Genomic DNA, 18,676 nt, shown 5'->3' with positions numbered 1-18,676 from the left:
TCCTTCTCTCGTCTAAGACGTAAAGTCAGGCGCCTAGCGGCGCTTGCCCTTACGGTCGTCCTTAACATGGCCGCGGAATGTCCGCGTGGGAGCGAATTCGCCGAGCTTGTGCCCGACCATCGACTCTGTGACAAACACCGGGATGTGCTTGCGTCCGTCGTGTACGGCGATCGTGTGCCCGAGCATGTCGGGGATGATCATCGAACGGCGGGACCAGGTCTTGATGACGTTCTTGGTGCCCTTATCGTTTTCCCGTGCGACCTTCACAAAGAGGTGCTGGTCAACGAAAGGACCTTTTTTCAGGCTGCGTGGCATGTGTCCAGGCTCCTATCGCTTGTTCTTGCCAGTACGGCGGCGACGAACAATAAGCTTGTCGCTCTCTTTGTTCGGACGGCGGGTACGGCCCTCGGGCTTGCCGTTCGGGTTAACCGGGTGACGTCCACCGGAAGTCTTACCTTCACCACCACCGTGCGGGTGGTCAACCGGGTTCATGGCTACACCACGGACGGTCGGGCGAACGCCCTTCCAGCGCATGCGGCCGGCCTTGCCCCAGTTGATGTTCGACTGCTCGGCGTTGCCGACCTCGCCGACGGTTGCGCGGCAGCGCACGTCAACGTTGCGGATTTCACCGGAGGGCAGACGCAGCTGGGCGAAACGGCCTTCCTTGGCAACGAGCTGTACCGAAGCACCTGCGGAACGTGCCATCTTGGCACCGCCACCCGGACGCAGTTCAACTGCGTGGATTACGGTACCAACCGGGATGTTGCGCAGCGGCAGGTTGTTGCCCGGCTTGATGTCAGCGTCGGGACCAGCCTCGACGAAGTCACCCTGGGACAGCTTGTTAGGGGCGATGATGTAACGCTTGGTGCCATCAACGTAGTGCAGGAGTGCGATGCGAGCCGTGCGGTTCGGGTCGTACTCGATTTCGGCAACGCGGGCGTTGATGCCGTCCTTGTCGTGACGACGGAAGTCGATCAGACGGTACTGGCGCTTGTGCCCACCACCCTTGTGACGGGTGGTGATCTTACCGGAGTTGTTACGGCCGCCTGTTTTGTGCAGCGGACGCAGCAACGACTTTTCCGGAGTCGATCGCGTGATTTCAGCAAAGTCGGCTACGCTCGAGCCACGACGGCCCGGGGTAGTCGGCTTGTATTTACGGATTCCCATAATTTATTTCCTCGTTAAAGTGGTCTCCGCTACGCGAGCGGACCGCCGAAGATGTCGATTGTGCCTTCTTTGAGGGTGACAATTGCACGCTTGGTGCTCTTGCGCTGTCCCCAGCCGAATTTGGTGCGCTTGCGCTTACCGGCACGGTTGATGGTGTTGATCGAGTCAACCTTGACCGAGAAGATCTTCTCAACGGCCAATTTGATCTCGGTCTTGTTCGAGCGAGGGTCCACCAGGAAGGTGTACTTGCCTTCGTCGATCAGACCGTAGCTCTTTTCCGAAACGACGGGTGCAAGCACGACGTCGCGCGGGTCCTTGATGGTGGTTACGCTCACTTGGAGGCCTCCTCGTTCTTTGCCTTGTCAGCGACGAACGCCTCGAAAGCAGCCTTGGTGAAGACCACGTCGTCGGAGACAAGCACGTCGTAGGTGTTCAGCTGATCTGCGTACAGAACGTGAACATCCTGGAGGTTGCGCACGGACAGTGCAGCAACATCGTTGGCGCGCTCGATAACAACGAGCAGGTTCTTGCGCTCAGTAACGGAGCGCAGCGAAGCCAGTGCTTCCTTGGCGGACGGCTTGGTGCCGGCTACCAGTTCAGCGATGACGTGGATGCGGCCGTTGCGGGCGCGGTCAGACAGGGCGCCGCGGAGTGCAGCAGCCTTCATCTTCTTGGGGGTGCGCTGGCTGTAGTCACGAGGGGTCGGACCGTGGACAACGCCACCGCCGGTCATGTGAGGAGCACGGATGGAACCCTGACGGGCGCGGCCGGTACCCTTCTGCTTGAACGGCTTGCGACCTGCACCGGAAACCTCGGCGCGGGTCTTCGTCTTGTGGGTACCCTGGCGTGCAGCAGCGAGCTGTGCGACGACGACCTGGTGCAGCAGCGGCACGTTGGTCTGGACGTCGAAGATCTCTGCAGGCAGGTCTACCTTGACAGTGCTAGTCATTGAACTAGGCTCCCTTCACGGCGGTGCGTACGAGTACGACCTGGCCGCGGGCGCCGGGAACGGCACCCTTGATAAGGAGCAGCGACTTCTCAACGTCAACAGCGTGAACCGTGAGGTTCAGCGTGGTGTGACGTTCGGCGCCCATGCGGCCGGCCATTTTCAGGCCCTTGAAGACGCGGCTCGGGGTGGATGCGCCACCGATGGAGCCAGGCTTACGGTGGTTCTTGTGGGCACCGTGGGAAGCGCCAACGCCGTGGAAGCCGTGACGCTTCATAACACCGGCGAAGCCCTTACCCTTTGAGGTGCCGACGACGTCGATCTTCTGGCCGGCTTCGAAGATCTCAACAGAGAGCTCCTGGCCCAGCTCGTAGGATGCGGCGTCTGCGGTACGCAGTTCGACGACATGGCGGCGAGGGGTGACGCCGGCCTTTTCAAAGTGACCAGCCAGCGGCTTGGTGACCTTGCGGGGGTCGATCTGGCCGTAGCCGATCTGTACGGCGACGTAGCCATCCACCTCTGCGTTGCGCAGCTGGGTGATGACGTTGGAGTCAGCCTGGACAACAGTTACCGGGATGAGCTTGTTGTTCTCGTCCCAGACCTGGGTCATGCCGAGCTTCGTGCCCAGCAGGCCCTTTACGTTACGGGTTGCGGTCATAGTCTCTCAGCACCTCCCTAGAGCTTGATTTCGATGTTCACGTCTGCAGGCAGATCGAGACGCATAAGCGAGTCGACGGCCTTCGGCGTGGGGTCGATGATGTCGATCAGACGCTTGTGAGTACGCATTTCGAAGTGCTCACGGCTGTCCTTGTACTTGTGAGGAGAGCGAATAACGCAGTAAACGTTCTTCTCCGTGGGCAGCGGCACCGGGCCGACTACCGTTGCGCCTGCGCGCGTGACCGTCTCAACGATCTTCCGCGCTGAAACATCAATGACCTCGTGGTCATATGACTTCAGCCGGATGCGGATTTTTTGTCCCGCCATGTCGCCTGACTCTCTTTCAGCTAGTGCTGCTCTAGTTAGGGCTGCTCTGTTTACTTACCTGTTGATGTGGCCGCCGAAGCGTTTGAGGTTTTACCACCACACGCCGCACAAGCTGAATCCGGATATTCCGGGTTCCTCAACCTGCCGGCGCACCGACCCCCGCGGTCGGGCGTGTCGCGATTTCCACGCAGACTCGACCGCATTCCATGGGGTTCAGGGTTATGTTTGGGCTTCAACCTGGACCCTGACACCCGGCATTATCCGGATCGGGACACGAAGAAGCGCTTGAACAACTCATCCAGTATGGCGGAAATATGGGGTAAAGGCCAATCGGAGGCGGAAGAGCCCCCTGCAGGGCCATTGCCCGGCAGCCTGCGCCTGAGGAAGATGGGTGCATGACGGTCCAGGATTCAGGCTCCGTGGAAGATCTGGCGGCGCGGCTGCGTCCCGGCTTCACGCTGGGTGTGGCCTCGGCTGCTTTCCAGATTGAAGGATCACTGACGGCCGATGGCCGTGGCCCTTCGGGTTGGGATGCGTTTGCGGAAAAGCCAGGAGCAATAGTCGACGGCGGCTCCCCCAGCGTAGCGTGCGACCATTACAACCGCGCTGATGAAGACATCGCCTTGATGCAGGAACTCGGCGTGGACTCCTACCGTTTCTCGCTGTCCTGGCCGAGGATCCAGCCTGGCGGCAAAGGTTCAGTCAACCAGCGCGGGTTGGATTTCTACGACCGGCTGATAGACAAGCTCCTGGCCGCAGGCATCTCCCCCATGGCTACCCTGTACCACTGGGATACCCCGTTGGAACTGGAGCACGCCGGCGGGTGGATGAACCGGGATACTGCCGAGCGCTTTGCGGTTTACTGCGCCGCCGCTGCACAACGGTTCGGGGACCGCGTGGATCATTGGGTCACCATGAACGAGCCCGTGTCAGTCACGGTGCAGGGGTACTCCCTGGGGGTGCACGCTCCGGGCCGGCAACTCCTGTTTGATTCCCTGCCGGCGGCACACCACCAATTGCTGGGCCACGGAATGGCGGTACGCGCCCTCCGTGATGCGGGCGTCAAAGGACAGATCGGAGTATCCAACATGCACTGCCCCGTGGAGCCCGCCGGCACCAGCCTCGGCGACCGGCTGATGGCGCAGGCGCTGGACCTGATCCTCAACCGCATCTATGCCGATGCCATACTCCTTGGCCAGTACCCCAGGCCACCCCTACCTATGAAACCTTGGTTCCGCTCGCTAGGCACTGTCCACGACGGCGATCTCGAGCTGATCAGCCAGCCGTTGGATTTCTACGGACTCAACTACTACTACCCCGTCAAGGTCGCAGCGGGTCCGGGCCCGGCGGAGATCCCCACGGGAACCTCTCCCGAGATGACCAAGGTCCCGTTCCACCTGGCGGCGTACCAGGAGTACGACACCACCGGATTCGGCTGGCCTGTTGCACCGCAGTATCTGGCGTTGTTGCTGAGGGAGATGAAGGACAGGTACGGAGAGGCCCTTCCCCCGCTTTACATCACCGAAGGCGGTGCCAGTTTTCCGGAACCGCCCCACGTTGATGGCCCGGTCCAGGACACCAACCGCATCTCCTACCTCGCCGAGCACCTTGGCCACGCCCTGACCGCAACCGGCCCGGGCGGGATTGCCGAGGATGTGGATCTGCGCGGCTATTACGTCTGGACACTTCTGGACAACTTTGAGTGGGCCGCAGGCTATTCACAGCGCTTCGGGCTGGTCCATGTCGACTTCCACACCTTGGAACGGACTCCCAAAGAATCCTTTTACTGGCTGCGCGCGTTGGAGAGGGCCCGAAGCCGTGAACCGTGAGCCCTCACCACCCAACCAGGTTAAAACGACGGGCTAATTGTTCTTGTTGGCACGCCGGATTCGCTTGGCGCGCTCAATTTCGCTCCGAAAGTTCTTGCGGCCCCACAGCACACCACCACCAACGGCGGCAATGACTGCCAGGAAGATCAGGAATTCCATACTGCGCTCCTCTTCGTAGACTGCCAGATTATCGGATTCCGTCCTTCTCCTGTCCCCACGGGGTGGGGCCAGGCATGGCATTGTTCGGTGGACCGTCCTGCGCCGATGCACTGTCCGGGCTGGCACCATCCGGCCGTCCGCCCTGCTGCGGCACACCACCAGGCACGCCACCCGACCAACCGCCCTGCGGCGGCACACCACCAGGCACACCGCCCGACCAACCACCCTGCGGCGGCACACCACCAGGCACACCGCCCGACCAACCACCCTGCGGCGGCACACCACCCGACCATCCGCCCTGCGGAGCCACCCCACCAGGCACGCCACCCGGCCATCCACCCTGCGGCGGCACACCGCCCGGAGCACCACCCGGAGCACCACCCGGCCCACCGCCCGGCACTTGACCACCTGCAGGTGCCTGAGGCTTCCTGTTCAGGCGCCAAACGGCCAGGACAATCAGTGCCAGGGCGACCAACGCAAGCATGGCGAACGCGTACGAACGCAGCGCCCACATAACGCTGAGCGCTACGCCTGCAGCACCCCACCACACCATGGCCCTCTCAGCCAGCAGCAACCCGGCAACAAGAAGCACCGCGTGCCCTACCAGGACATACAGCTGCTGGGGGGCGGTCCCGCCGAAGATGGTTCCCAAAGACGTCGTCGACAGCAGACCCGCGGCAATGCAGAGCCGGAGCAGGCCTTCGCTGCGCTGCCCCTTGATGTAGCGCATCCCTGCTAAAACAGCCGCGGCCAGGACGTACCACTGCACTGCCCAGAACCAGTCCGGTGCGGCGTCGCCAACGAAGAGCACAGCCCGCTGAAGGGCTGCCAGGGAGACCAGCGCCGCCACTTCACCCGTCAACCATTTATTGAAGGGCGTCTCAACAACAATCAACACACCGGTAGCGACCACCAGGACAAATCCCACCCAGGACGTCTGATCACGAATCATCCCAGCAGTGGCCGATGAAGCCAGGGCTACGGCCGCTGTTGCCGCGAGGGCATTTCGCCGCAACGGCTGCAGGAGAACCGCAGCCCCGCCCAGCCACTTCATCGCGTAAAGAAGCACGGCCGTACCAACACCACCTACCAGCCAAGGTGCGTAATCGCTCCACACTCCAAGTGCAGCACCCGGGAGCAAACCGTCGACGGCGGGAACGGCACCTACCAGCACGGACGGGGCGGCACCGAGGTACATCGCCGGCAACTGCTCAACATGCGAGGCAGCGAACAGCACTGCTGCGAGGACCAGCACCGCCAGCCCGGTCAGGGCGTTTGAGACGTCAAGGGCCAATAGGCCCCCGGTCATGACGAAGGCAAGCGATGCAATGAACCAGAACCAGCGTTCGGCCACGTGGGCTGGGGTTTGTCCGGCGCGGATGACGGCATACACAACCCGGGCAACCACAATCACGACGGCAAGCCCCAAAAGCACCACCGGCACTTGCGCCCTGTCCAGGAGTGGCTGGAACAACCATGTGCCCGCCGGGAACGCCAGGGACGGTCCGGCAGCAATCACGCCCCCTGCCATGGCTGCGGCACTGAAGTATTGGGATCCCCGGACGCCCAGGAGACGCCAAACGATCGCGGCGGAGGCTGCGGAGAGCGCCAACTGGACGATAACCACCCAACGGCCACCGCCGTCGTGGGATCCCGCGAGCAGGTACACCGCGGGCAACAGGAGCTGGGCCGCCAAAGCAGCCCAGACCGCCGACTGCTGGAAGGCAATGTCCAGGCCTCGGCTGCGTTGGATCCACGTGATTGCGTGCTGCAGCACGAGGACCACGGCCATGGTCATGGAAACCGTGGTGGTCGACTCTGAGAGATCGCCCACCAGGACTCCGATGAAAGCCAAGGACAAAACACGCAGGCCCAGCATGTAGGCGCCACGAACGTAACGTCCCTTTTCCACTGCCACCATGAAGCCGCTGTAGGCTGCGAAAACTCCCAGGAGAATCTCCACATCCCGGACACTTCCGAAGCGCAGGGCAAGGAGCAGCACGAGGGTCACGGGCCCGAAGAGCCAGGCCGCCGGGTGCCGTCTCAGGACTACGCCGCAGAGAACTGCCGCGAGGCCAGTCGCAATTGCCACCAACCCGGGTTGCCAACCCCCACGCAGGACCTGCTCTCCGGAGCCGGGGGAAACCGTCAGGATGGTCGCCGCTCCGGCCATCACCGCTACCACCACGGCGGCATCCACCATGGAAGCGTGCGGGAAGCGTCGGCGGATGTCTTGCTGCAGGGGCAGGACCAGTTGCAGAGCCGCCACTCCAGCTACCACCAGCGCCACAGTAGGAAGTTCGCCGGCGACGCCAACGCTCCAACCACGCCGCAGCGCCTCCAGGTAGGCCGAACCGGCCAGGACGGTACCTGCCACCCGTGCCAGCCACCAGTACGACTGGCGGTGGAAGGAAGCGGGAATTCGGAGGGCGGTGGCGGCAAAGTATGCCACCGCTGCCAGGAGCACCACGTTTGCCAACGCCACTGAGACGGCGGCCCACGCAACCCCTCCAGCAACCATGACCGATGCCGGGGCGACGACTTCGCCGAGGGTAGGGCGCCAACTCCCCGCCGCAGCGCTGTCCTGCCGTGACGGCGGAAACAACAATGCGCCAGAGGCGACACCGGCAAACAACACCAGGAGCACGGCCGTGACAATGAAGGGATGACCGTCAGTACGGTCCACCAATGGCAGAACCAGCAAGCCTGCTGCAGCGAGCCCCCAGAACCCGGAAAGTGTAGCCTGCGGAGCAAGCAGTTCCACCCCCGCACGCTTCAGGCACGCACTGACCAGTTGTTGCGCAGCTGCTGCTGCAACGAGGGCAACCAAGGAAACGGCAATCCTGTCCGGACTGTCCGGGAAGATACCGGCAACTGCGGTGGGCACCGCCGCCGTTGCCGCTGTTCGTGCTGCAAGGACCAGCACAGGCCTGAAGGAGACCGGATGCACGGCCGCCCTCACAGCCCAATACAGGGCGGCGGATGCCAGCAATACCGACACCGGCCACGCGCCCAGCAGGCCCATGAACGGCAGGGCCACCGTGAGGACAACTGCGGGCGCAAACTCGGTTCCGGCGCCCAGCTTCCAGCCCACCAGCATTGCCGTCACCATCGTGGCAGCGAGCGGAAGATACGTTGGCAGTTCATAGGTCCCGAGGCCCAACACCACTGTGAGGACGGCAGCGGTGGCCAACTGCAGGCCCAAGCAGGACACGGCGTCGTTCCACCAGTGCCGCAGCTTCAGGGCCCCTCCCCCAAGAGCAATTCCCAAGGATTGAACGCCGAAGCAAATGACTGCCGCAAACAGCACCGTACTCACATCCGAAGTGGTGTCCCACACCAGTCCCAACAACGCCAACGTCAGGGCCATGCGCGCCGCGTAGACGTGCTGCAGCCTGTACCGGGCCTTCGGAATGAAGGCCATCACGGCAAAGTAGGTGCCGCACATCAACATGACCAGCGGGTATTCGCCCCGGGCAAGGAGTTGTGGGGTGACCGTCACAGCCAGCGCCACCAAGGGAACCACATAGGGATGGAGCATCATCAGCGGACGGACATAGAGCGGCGGCAACCACCTGGGTCGAACCAACGCTCCCAACGTGAGCACAATGGCGATTCCAATCAACGCCGTGAAATACCAGACCAGAGCCCCGCCGAGCACGGAAACTCCGGACCAGGCTGTCGAGACAACGAAACTGAGGGAAAGGAAGGCCAGGACCTTGTTGTCAAGCCGTACTGCTGTGTAGGCATATACGGCGGTCCCCAAAATTGAGGTCACCAGCCATGCCGCCGGACCGTTGGGCAGTACGAAGTTGTACATGGCGAGCCCTGTTACGGGGATAAGGGCCAATCCCGTTCCAACGAACGCAATTGCGGCAGGACGCAGGCGCGGCATCTTGGCGTGAATGATCAACCCGGCAACGTAAAACAGGGTGGTAATGAAGCAGATGCCTGCGAAACGAAACAGTTCCGGCAGGCTTGTCCCGACGAACAAGGCACCGGCTGCCACCAGTAGGAGACTGGCGACGTAAAGCGTGATGTTGATGTTCTGCTGGTCACGCTTGGCCTTGCGCGCGGCTGCCGCCTCGGGAGTTTCCCGCGCAATGGGAACCTGCTGGCGCACTGCCGGTTGCGGCTGTACCGTCGCGGGACGCTGCGGCACCGAGGGAGGTTGGGAACCCGACGCCGGACTGGGGACCTTGGCCGCAAAGGGCGCACCGACGTGTGCTGCTGGAAACGTGGGAGGCAGGAGAGGTGACTGATTGGACGTCGGCCTGAAGGCAGGCGCGTCGAAGGGCGCACCCACGTGTGTTGGAGGATGCAATGGTGGCGAGGGAGGCGCGGCGGGGCCGCCTGCCGGCGAGACTGTTGGCCCCGTAGGAGCAGTTGCACGGGACCCCGGAAGAGCTCCCTGCATCTTGGCTTCGGCGTCGCGCCAACCCGCCATATGGCCGGCCAGGTAGCCCGCCTGGTAGGCACGTTGTTCAACCACGGCTGCGGTGGCGGTGGCTTCTTTCCGGCCTCGACCCCGCCCTATGGCATTACCCACCGCCCACGACACAGCAAGGAGTATCAGTACTAGCAGGACTTCCATGGCCACTCCTTGACGTCACGGGCAGTCGACATACTCCCCGCGTTTATCCAATCGATAGAGTAACAGTACCAAAAAGAACCCCACCGCCGAAACGGTGGGGTTCTTCCTGAATGACTACCGGCTGGGCCGGAAGGTCACAGCTCTACAAGTAGTGACTACTTGATGATGCTGGTGACACGTCCTGAACCAACGGTGCGGCCGCCTTCGCGGATAGCGAAGCCGAGGCCCTCTTCCATAGCGATCGGCTGGATGAGCGCAACGGTCATCTCAGTGTTGTCGCCAGGCATAACCATTTCCGTGCCTTCCGGCAGGGTGATAACGCCGGTTACGTCCGTGGTACGGAAGTAGAACTGCGGGCGGTAGTTGGAGTAGAACGGGTTGTGACGTCCGCCTTCGTCCTTGGAAAGGATGTAGACGTTGGCCTCGAAGTCGGTGTGCGGGGTGATGGAACCCGGCTTGACGACAACCTGGCCACGCTCGACATCGTCGCGCTTCAGACCGCGGAGCAGGAGGCCACAGTTCTCGCCGGCCCATGCTTCGTCGAGCTGCTTGTGGAACATCTCGATACCGGTAACCGTGGTCTTCTGGATCGGGCGGATGCCGACGATCTCAACCTCGGAGTTGATGGCGAGGGTTCCACGCTCGGCGCGGCCCGTAACAACGGTGCCACGACCGGTGATCGTGAAGACGTCTTCGATCGGCATCAGGAACGGCTTGTCGCGGTCACGTACGGGGTCCGGAACGGACTCGTCGACAGCTGCCATCAGGTCCTGGACGGACTTGACCCAAACCGGGTCGCCTTCCAGAGCCTTGAGGCCGGAAACGCGAACAACCGGAGCCTCATCGCCATCGAAGCCCTGCGAGCTCAGGAGCTCACGAACTTCCATTTCGACGAGGTCGAGGAGTTCTTCGTCATCAACCATGTCGGACTTGTTCAGTGCGACCAGCAGGTAGGGAACACCAACCTGGCGTGCGAGCAGAACGTGCTCACGGGTCTGAGCCATCGGACCATCGGTTGCAGCAACCACGAGGATTGCGCCGTCCATCTGGGCAGCACCGGTGATCATGTTCTTGATGTAGTCAGCGTGACCCGGGGCGTCTACGTGTGCGTAGTGGCGCTTCTCGGTCTGGTACTCCACGTGGGAGATGTTGATGGTAATACCGCGCTGGCGCTCTTCCGGAGCAGAGTCAATCGACGCGAAGTCGCGCTGCTCGTTGAGATCCGGGTACTGGTCGTACAGCACCTTGGAAATGGCGGCAGTCAGCGTCGTCTTACCGTGGTCAACGTGACCAATGGTGCCGATGTTGACGTGCGGCTTAGTCCGCTCGAACTTTGCCTTTGCCACAGGTTCCTCCTAGAACGATTTCAAGTGAAGTGCTCCTCGGCCGCGCTTTTCGCGGCAGAAACTTTAGCAAGTCTACTTGGGGGCTTGGTTTTGGTGAAATTGCAGATTCAGGAACCAATAATAGTTCCTCGAGCCTGTTTGCGCAGGGGCCGGGCTGCGGCTCTCGCCGCAGCCCCGCCTCACGCGCTTAGATGCCTTCCCGATTCCGGAATTGCATCCGTTACCGGGAGATTACTCGCCGCGGGTTTTCTGGATGATCTCGTCGGCTACTGCCTTCGGGACCTCCGCGTAGCTGTTGAACGTCATGGAGTACACAGCGCGACCCTGGGTCTTGGACCGGAGGTCACCGATGTAGCCGAACATGCCGGACAGCGGAACGTGTGCACGGATAACCTTCACACCTGCTGCGTCTTCCATGGACTGCATCTGGCCACGGCGGGCGTTCAGGTCACCAATAACATCACCCATGTATTCCTCAGGTGTGCGGACCTCAACATCCATCAGCGGTTCAAGCAGAACAGGGTTCGCCTTGCGTGCAGCTTCCTTGAAAGCCATACGGCCGGCGATCTTGAACGCCATTTCCGAGGAGTCAACATCGTGGGACGCGCCATCGATCAGCGTGGCCTTGATGCCGACAACCGGGTAACCGGCCAGGACGCCGTCGTTCAGTGCATCCTGGATACCGGCGTCAACGGACGGGATGTATTCACGCGGAACGCGGCCACCAGTGACCTTGTTCTCGAATGCGTACAGCTCGCCGGAGGCGGTGTCCATGGGCTCGATCGCGATCTGGATCTTTGCGAACTGACCCGAACCACCGGTCTGCTTCTTGTGCGTGTAGTCATGACGCTCGACTGCGCGCTTGATGGTTTCGCGGTAAGCAACCTGCGGCTTGCCGACGTTTGCCTCGACCTTGAATTCGCGGCGCATGCGGTCCACCAGGATGTCCAGGTGAAGCTCGCCCATGCCGGCGATGATGGTCTGGCCCGTGTCTTCGTTGAGGGAGACCTGGAAGGTCGGGTCCTCAGCGGAGAGCTTCTGGATGGCCGTGGAGAGCTTCTCCTGGTCACCCTTGGTGTTGGGCTCGATGGCAACCGAGATCACGGGCTCCGGGAAGCTCATGGACTCGAGGACGATCTGGTTGTTGGCATCACACAGGGTGTCACCCGTGGTGGTGTCCTTCAGACCGATCGCTGCGTAGATGTGGCCGGCGGTAGCGCCCTCAACGGGCATTTCCTTGTTGGCGTGCATCTGGAACAGCTTGCCGATACGTTCCTTCTTGCCCTTGGTGGAGTTAACCACCTGGGCGCCGGCCTCAACGTGACCGGAGTACACGCGGACGAAGGTCAGCTGACCGAAGAACGGGTGCGCAGCGATCTTGAAGGCGAGGGCCGAGAACGGCTCGTCAGCAGAAGGCTTACGCGTCAGTTCCTTCTCTTCGTCGCGGGGATCGTGACCGATCATCGGCGGGACGTCGAGCGGGTTCGGCAGGAAGTCAACAACAGCGTCAAGCATCGGCTGGACACCGCGGTTCTTGAAGGCAGAACCACAGAACACCGGGTAGAGCTCGGAGTTGATGGTCATCTTGCGGATGCCGGCCTTCAGTTCCTCAAGGGTGAGTTCTTCACCTTCGAGGTACTTCTCCATGAGCTCTTCGGAAGCCTCGGCCACAGTCTCAACGAGCTGTGCACGGTACTCTTCGGCCTTGGCCTGGAGGTCCGCCGGGATTTCCTGCACTTCGTAGGAAGCGCCCATGGTGACGTCACCCTTAGCGTCGCCAGGCCAAACCAGGGCGCGCATTTCGAGGAGGTCAACAACACCGATGAAGTCGTTCTCAGCGCCGATGGGCAGCTGCATGACCAGCGGCTTGGCACCAAGGCGGGAGATGATGGTGTCTACGGTGAAGTAGAAGTCAGCGCCCAGCTTGTCCATCTTGTTGACGAAGCAGATACGCGGAACGTTGTACTTGTCAGCCTGGCGCCAAACAGTCTCGGACTGCGGCTCCACGCCTTCCTTGCCGTCGAACACTGCAACTGCACCGTCGAGGACGCGCAGGGAGCGCTCAACCTCAACCGTGAAGTCAACGTGGCCCGGGGTGTCGATGATGTTGATCTGGTTCTTGTCCCAGAAGCAAGTCACGGCGGCAGACGTGATGGTGATGCCGCGTTCCTTTTCCTGTTCCATCCAGTCGGTCGTCGAAGCGCCGTCGTGCGTCTCGCCGATCTTGTGGTTCACACCCGTGTAGAACAGGATGCGCTCGGTAGTGGTGGTCTTGCCGGCATCGATGTGGGCCATGATGCCGATATTGCGGACCTTATTAAGGTCGGTAAGCACGTCCTGTGCCACGGGGTCTCCCTTTCGGATGGACTACACGTTCGCCGCCGGCTCAGTGAGCCGGCGGCGTCCGGAAAGTTTTTACCAGCGGTAGTGTGCGAAGGCCTTGTTGGACTCGGCCATCTTGTGGGTGTCTTCGCGACGCTTCACAGCGGCACCAAGACCATTGGAGGCATCCAGGATTTCGTTCTGGAGACGCTCGGTCATGGTCTTCTCGCGGCGGGCCTTGGAGTAGCCCACGAGCCAACGCAGAGCGAGAGCGGTGGAGCGACCCGGCTTGACCTCAACCGGAACCTGGTAGGTAGCGCCACCAACACGGCGTGAACGCACCTCGAGGGAAGGCTTGACGTTGTCCATGGCCTTCTTGAGAGCGGCAACGGGGTCGCCGCCGGACTTGGCACGTGCACCTTCGAGTGCGCCGTAAACGATGCGCTCTGCGGTGGACTTCTTGCCGTCGACAAGAACCTTGTTGATCAGCTGAGTGACCAACGGGGAGCCGTAAACGGGATCGGAAACTAGCGGCCGCTTCGGGGCCGGACCCTTGCGAGGCATATTACTTCTTCTCCATCTTTGCGCCGTAACGGCTGCGGGCCTGCTTGCGGTTCTTGACACCCTGGGTGTCGAGTGCGCCGCGGACGATCTTGTAGCGGACACCCGGAAGGTCCTTCACACGACCACCACGGACGAGCACGATGGAGTGCTCCTGGAGGTTGTGGCCAACACCGGGGATGTAAGCGGTTACTTCCACGCCACCGTTGAGACGCACACGTGCCACCTTACGGAGAGCCGAGTTCGGCTTCTTGGGGGTGGTGGTGTAAACGCGGGTGCAAACACCGCGGCGCATCGGGCTGCCCTTCAGCGCGGGAGCCTTGGTCTTGGAGACCTTCGGCGTGCGGCCCTTGCGGACCAGCTGGTTAATCGTAGGCACTTTCGTGTTCTCCGTTGTTTGATCTCTGCCCCCACACACAGGCGCCAGCCTGGGTAAACGTGGGAACTTTGGCGTTGCTCGTGCAGCCGGCCGAAACTCCGGTAGGCGTGCAAAAGTGCGGCATTCGTTGCGCATGTTGCCCGCAACCCGGAAACAGGCTCCACCCAGCACCATGAGAACAAAACCAAAATGATGCTGCGGCGGCCTTCATCCACTGCCACACAGAACAATTACCAAAAGTCTAGCACGGCTTGATCTGAGGCCTTAATCGGGTGTATGGAGGCCGACGGCGGAACCGGGCTGCCGCCGTCGTCCGCCACTCCCCCGGGTCATCGAGCGAAAGGCGCACGCGTTAACGGGCCGGACCCCGCACTCAAGAGTGCGGGGTCCGGCCTTTACAGCTTCAACTTACCGGTTTAGCGGAAGTCGTTGCCGAGATCGTAGTCATCCAACGGGATGGCGTGGAACTCGGGAGCGCCGTCGCCACCCAGGGCGTCATAGGAGAAGTCGGTGAAAGCGCTGGGGCCCGTGAACAGGCTTGCCTTTGCTTCTTCCGTCGGCTCCACAGTGACCTCTGTGTAGCGGGGCAAACCCGTACCAGCCGGGATGAGCTTACCGATGATGACGTTTTCCTTCAGGCCGAGCAGGGGATCGCTCTTGCCTTCCATGGCCGCCTGCGTCAGGACGCGGGTGGTTTCCTGGAAGGAAGCTGCCGACAGCCAGGACTCGGTAGCCAAGGAAGCCTTGGTGATACCCATGAGTTCCGGACGACCCGAAGCCGGGGACTTGCCCTCGGACACGACGCGGCGGTTCTCGTCCTCGAAGCGGGCGCGCTCTGCAAGCTCACCGGGGAGCAGGTCGGAGTCGCCGGATTCGATGACGGTCACGCGGCGCAGCATCTGGCGGACGATAACCTCGACGTGCTTGTCGTGGATACCAATACCCTGGCTGCGGTAAACGCCCTGGACTTCGTCCACGAGGAACTTCTGTGCAGCACGCGGACCCATGATGCGCAGAACCTGCTTCGGGTCCACCGGACCGTTGATCAGCTTCTGGCCGACGCTGACGTGATCGCCATCTTCGATGAGGAGACGTGAACGGCGCAGTACCGGGTAGGCAATCTCTTCGGAACCATCGTCCGGAGTGATGACCAGGCGCATCTGGCGCTCGGACTCTTCGATGGTGATGCGGCCGGCTGCTTCAGCAATCGGTGCGACACCCTTCGGAGTACGGGCTTCGAAGAGCTCCTGGATACGGGGCAGCCCCTGGGTGATGTCGTCGCCACCACCGGCGGAAACAGCTCCACCGGTGTGGAACGTACGCATGGTCAGCTGCGTACCGGGCTCACCGATGGACTGTGCGGCAATAATGCCCACGGCCTCGCCGATATCCACGGTCTTGCCGGTGGCCAGCGAACGGCCGTAGCAGAGCGCGCAGGTGCCGACCTTGGACTCACAGGTGAGTACGGAGCGGACCTTGACCTCGGTGATGCCTGCAGCCAGCAACTGGTCGATAACGACGTCGCCGCAGTCGGTGCCGCCGGCAGCCAGGACATTGCCCTGGGCATCGACGACGTCGACAGCCAGCGTACGTGCGTAGGCGCTGTTCTCGACGTTCTCGTCCAGGACGAGCTCACCGTTGGAATCCGGCACGGCGATCGGCGTGAGCAGACCGCGCTCGGTACCGCAGTCCTCTTCGCGGACGATGACGTCCTGCGAAACGTCCACCAGACGACGGGTCAGGTAACCCGAGTTGGCGGTACGGAGAGCGGTATCGGCCAGACCCTTACGGGCACCGTGCGTGGCGATGAAGTATTCCAGCACCGACAGGCCCTCGCGGTAGGAGGACTTGATCGGGCGCGGAATGATCTCGCCCTTCGGGTTGGCCACAAGACCACGGATACCCGCGATCTGGCGGACCTGCATCCAGTTACCACGTGCACCGGAGGAGACCATGCGGTTGATGGTGTTCATCGGGGACAGGCTGTCACGCATCGCCTGGGCGATCTCGTTGGTTGCCTTGTTCCAGATTTCGATCAGTTCCTGGCGACGCTCGTCGTCGTCGATCAGGCCCTTGTCGTACTGGCCCTGGATCTTGGCAGCCATGGCTTCGTAACCGGCCAGGATGGCAGGCTTGGAAGTAGGCACCTCGATGTCGGAGATGGCAACCGTGACACCCGAACGGGTGGCCCAGTAGAAGCCTGCGTCCTTGAGGTTGTCCAGCGTTGCCGCCGTAACAACCTTCGGGTAGCGCTCGGCGAGGTCGTTGACGATCCGGGACAGTTCGCCCTTGTCGGCAACAGCCTCTACCCAGGGGTAATCCTCAGGCAGTGTCTGGTTGAAGATGACCTGTCCCAGGGAGGTCTCAACGAGAGCCGGCTGACCGGGCTCCCAACCTTCCGGAGCTTCCCATCCTGCGTAAGGCACGAAGTCATCCAAACGGATCTTGACCTGGGAGTTCAGGTGCAGATCGCGGGCGTCGTAAGCCATGATGGCTTCCGAAACCGAGGAGAAGATACGGCCTTCGCCGGCAGAACCGACGCGCTTGGTGGTCAGGTGGTACAGGCCGATGATCATATCCTGCGAAGGCAGGGTCACCGGACGGCCATCGGACGGCTTCAGGATGTTGTTCGAGGACAGCATCAGGATGCGTGCTTCGGCCTGGGCCTCCGGGCTCAGCGGCAGGTGGACTGCCATCTGGTCGCCGTCGAAGTCAGCGTTGAAGGCGCCACAAACCAGCGGGTGAAGCTGGATTGCCTTGCCTTCCACAAGCTGCGGTTCGAAGGCCTGGATGCCAAGGCGGTGCAGGGTAGGTGCACGGTTGAGCAGCACCGGGTGTTCGGTGATGATCTCTTCCAGAACGTCCCAGACCTGCGGACGGTAACGCTCGACCATGCGCTTTGCCGACTTGATGTTCTGTGCGTGGTTGAGGTCAACCAGGCGCTTCATCACGAACGGCTTGAAGAGCTCCAGGGCCATCTGCTTGGGCAGACCACACTGGTGCAGCTTCAGCTGCGGGCCAACCACGATGACCGAACGGCCGGAGTAGTCAACGCGCTTGCCGAGGAGGTTCTGGCGGAAACGACCCTGCTTGCCCTTGAGCATGTCGCTCAGGGACTTCAGGGGACGGTTGCCAGGACCGGTGACGGGACGGCCACGACGACCGTTGTCGAAGAGGCTGTCAACAGCTTCCTGAAGCATGCGCTTCTCGTTGTTGACGATGATCTCCGGAGCACCGAGGTCAAGCAGGCGCTTGAGTCGGTTGTTGCGGTTGATCACACGGCGGTAGAGGTCGTTGAGGTCGGAGGTCGCGAAGCGGCCACCGTCAAGCTGGACCATCGGGCGCAGTTCCGGCGGGATCACCGGAACGGCGTCAAGAACCATGCCGAGCGGGCTGTTGTTGGTGGTCAGGAACGCGTTGACAACCTTCAGGCGCTTCAGGGCACGCGTCTTACGCTGGCCCTTGCCGTTCTGGATGGTGTCGCGCAACGACTCAGCCTCAGCCTGCATGTCGAAGGTCTCAAGACGCTTCTTGATGGCTTCGGCACCCATGGAGCCTTCGAAGTACAGACCGTAGCGGTCGCGCAGTTCGCGGTAGAGGCCTTCATCACCTTCAAGGTCAGCGACCTTGAGGTTCTTGAAGCGGTCCCAGACCTGCTCGAGGCGCTCGATGTCGGCGTCGGCACGCTTGCGGACGTTCGCCATCTGGCGGTCAGCAGAGTCGCGGGCCTTCTTCTTGTCGGCAGCCTTGGCGCCTTCGCCCTCGAGACGGGCAAGCTCGTCTTCAAGGTCGCGGGCGATTGTGGCGATGTCGCTGTCGCGGTTGTCCACCATCTGCTTCTTCTCGAGGTCGTGCTCGACCTGGAGGTTCGGCAGTTCGGCGTGACGGGATTCGGTGTCAACGCTGGTGATCATGTAGGCAGCAAAGTAGATGACCTTTTCAAGGTCCTTCGGTGCCAGGTCCAAAAGGTAGCCCAAGCGCGAAGGAACGCCCTTGAAGTACCAGATGTGGGTTACAGGCGCAGCCAGTTCAATGTGGCCCATGCGCTCACGGCGCACCTTGGCGCGGGTGACTTCAACGCCACAACGCTCGCAAATGATGCCCTTGAAGCGGACGCGCTTGTACTTGCCGCAGTAGCATTCCCAGTCGCGGGACGGGCCGAAGATCTTCTCGCAGAAGAGGCCGTCCTTCTCGGGCTTGAGCGTGCGGTAGTTGATGGTTTCCGGCTTCTTGACCTCACCGTAAGACCATCCGCGGATGTCTTCCGCGGTGGCGAGGCCGATCTGCATGAGGCCGAAGGAGGATTCGCTGGACATATGGTCCCTGTTCTCTCTTGTTCTCTAAATTCTGAAGTCTTGGTTACGGGAAGAGGGAGTTGTTCCGACGGAC

The 18,676-nt window shown here is 61.8% G+C and carries 14 protein-coding genes; 1 reads left to right on the top strand and 13 read right to left on the bottom strand.

What is annotated here, in order from left to right; all coding sequences use genetic code 11:
• Positions 1-33 precede the first annotated feature (33 nt).
• From rpsS to rpsJ, 6 genes are read right to left on the bottom strand one after another with little or no spacing between them, the layout of a single operon-like run.
• A complete protein-coding gene (gene rpsS, locus BLQ01_RS02080; protein WP_011775591.1) occupies positions 34-315 on the bottom strand; it encodes a 30S ribosomal protein S19 in 282 nt (93 codons plus the stop codon).
• Positions 316-327: 12 nt separating this feature from the next.
• A complete protein-coding gene (rplB, locus tag BLQ01_RS02075; protein ID WP_011775592.1) occupies positions 328-1,167 on the bottom strand; it encodes a 50S ribosomal protein L2 in 840 nt (279 codons plus the stop codon).
• Positions 1,168-1,196: 29 nt separating this feature from the next.
• The gene (rplW, locus tag BLQ01_RS02070; RefSeq protein WP_011775593.1) at positions 1,197-1,502 is read right to left on the bottom strand and encodes a 50S ribosomal protein L23; all 306 of its coding nucleotides are present in this window, start codon (positions 1,500-1,502) and stop codon (positions 1,197-1,199) included.
• Positions 1,499-2,116, bottom strand: a complete 618-nt coding sequence (rplD, locus tag BLQ01_RS02065) for a 50S ribosomal protein L4 (RefSeq protein ID WP_026539808.1) — start codon at positions 2,114-2,116, stop codon at positions 1,499-1,501. Before rplD ends, rplW begins: the two co-directional genes overlap by 4 nt.
• A gap of 4 nt (positions 2,117-2,120) precedes the next feature.
• Positions 2,121-2,771, bottom strand: a complete 651-nt coding sequence (gene rplC, locus BLQ01_RS02060) for a 50S ribosomal protein L3 (RefSeq protein ID WP_026539807.1) — start codon at positions 2,769-2,771, stop codon at positions 2,121-2,123.
• Between the two features lie 17 nt (positions 2,772-2,788).
• A complete protein-coding gene (rpsJ, locus tag BLQ01_RS02055) occupies positions 2,789-3,097 on the bottom strand; it encodes a 30S ribosomal protein S10 (protein WP_003803825.1) in 309 nt (102 codons plus the stop codon).
• Between the two features lie 395 nt (positions 3,098-3,492).
• Here rpsJ and BLQ01_RS02050 point away from each other — a divergent pair, with 395 nt between their 5' ends.
• Positions 3,493-4,926 (top strand): GH1 family beta-glucosidase, encoded by a 1,434-nt coding sequence (locus tag BLQ01_RS02050; RefSeq protein ID WP_091549914.1) that lies wholly within the window; start codon positions 3,493-3,495, stop codon positions 4,924-4,926.
• A gap of 33 nt (positions 4,927-4,959) precedes the next feature.
• Here BLQ01_RS02050 and BLQ01_RS22770 read toward each other — a convergent pair whose 3' ends face one another.
• The 7 genes from BLQ01_RS22770 to BLQ01_RS02020 all read right to left on the bottom strand — a co-directional run bounded on the left by BLQ01_RS22770 (position 4,960) and on the right by BLQ01_RS02020 (position 18,603).
• Positions 4,960-5,085 (bottom strand): hypothetical protein, encoded by a 126-nt coding sequence (locus BLQ01_RS22770; RefSeq protein ID WP_256378464.1) that lies wholly within the window; start codon positions 5,083-5,085, stop codon positions 4,960-4,962.
• A 28-nt stretch (positions 5,086-5,113) separates the two neighbouring features.
• Positions 5,114-9,679 carry a hypothetical protein gene (locus tag BLQ01_RS02045; protein WP_091549912.1) on the bottom strand — a complete coding sequence of 1,522 codons (4,566 nt, stop codon included), beginning with the start codon at positions 9,677-9,679 and terminating at the stop codon, positions 5,114-5,116.
• 155 nt (positions 9,680-9,834) lie between these two features.
• Positions 9,835-11,025 carry an elongation factor Tu gene (tuf, locus tag BLQ01_RS02040; protein ID WP_011775598.1) on the bottom strand — a complete coding sequence of 397 codons (1,191 nt, stop codon included), beginning with the start codon at positions 11,023-11,025 and terminating at the stop codon, positions 9,835-9,837.
• 231 nt (positions 11,026-11,256) lie between these two features.
• Entirely contained in the window at positions 11,257-13,371 is a 2,115-nt protein-coding gene (fusA, locus tag BLQ01_RS02035; protein ID WP_026539805.1) for an elongation factor G, read from the bottom strand.
• A 69-nt stretch (positions 13,372-13,440) separates the two neighbouring features.
• Positions 13,441-13,911 carry a 30S ribosomal protein S7 gene (rpsG, locus tag BLQ01_RS02030; protein ID WP_003803829.1) on the bottom strand — a complete coding sequence of 157 codons (471 nt, stop codon included), beginning with the start codon at positions 13,909-13,911 and terminating at the stop codon, positions 13,441-13,443.
• 1 nt (position 13,912) lies between these two features.
• Positions 13,913-14,287, bottom strand: a complete 375-nt coding sequence (gene rpsL / locus BLQ01_RS02025; protein ID WP_009358312.1) for a 30S ribosomal protein S12 — start codon at positions 14,285-14,287, stop codon at positions 13,913-13,915.
• A 416-nt stretch (positions 14,288-14,703) separates the two neighbouring features.
• Positions 14,704-18,603 carry a DNA-directed RNA polymerase subunit beta' gene (locus tag BLQ01_RS02020; protein ID WP_026539804.1) on the bottom strand — a complete coding sequence of 1,300 codons (3,900 nt, stop codon included), beginning with the start codon at positions 18,601-18,603 and terminating at the stop codon, positions 14,704-14,706.
• Between the last annotated feature and the right edge of the window lie 73 nt (positions 18,604-18,676).

It is taken from the genome of Arthrobacter sp. UNCCL28 (genome assembly GCF_900102805.1).
In the GTDB taxonomy this organism is placed as follows: Bacteria; Actinomycetota; Actinomycetes; order Actinomycetales; family Micrococcaceae; genus Arthrobacter; species Arthrobacter nicotinovorans_A.
This window is presented reverse-complemented; position numbering and strand designations above follow the sequence as displayed.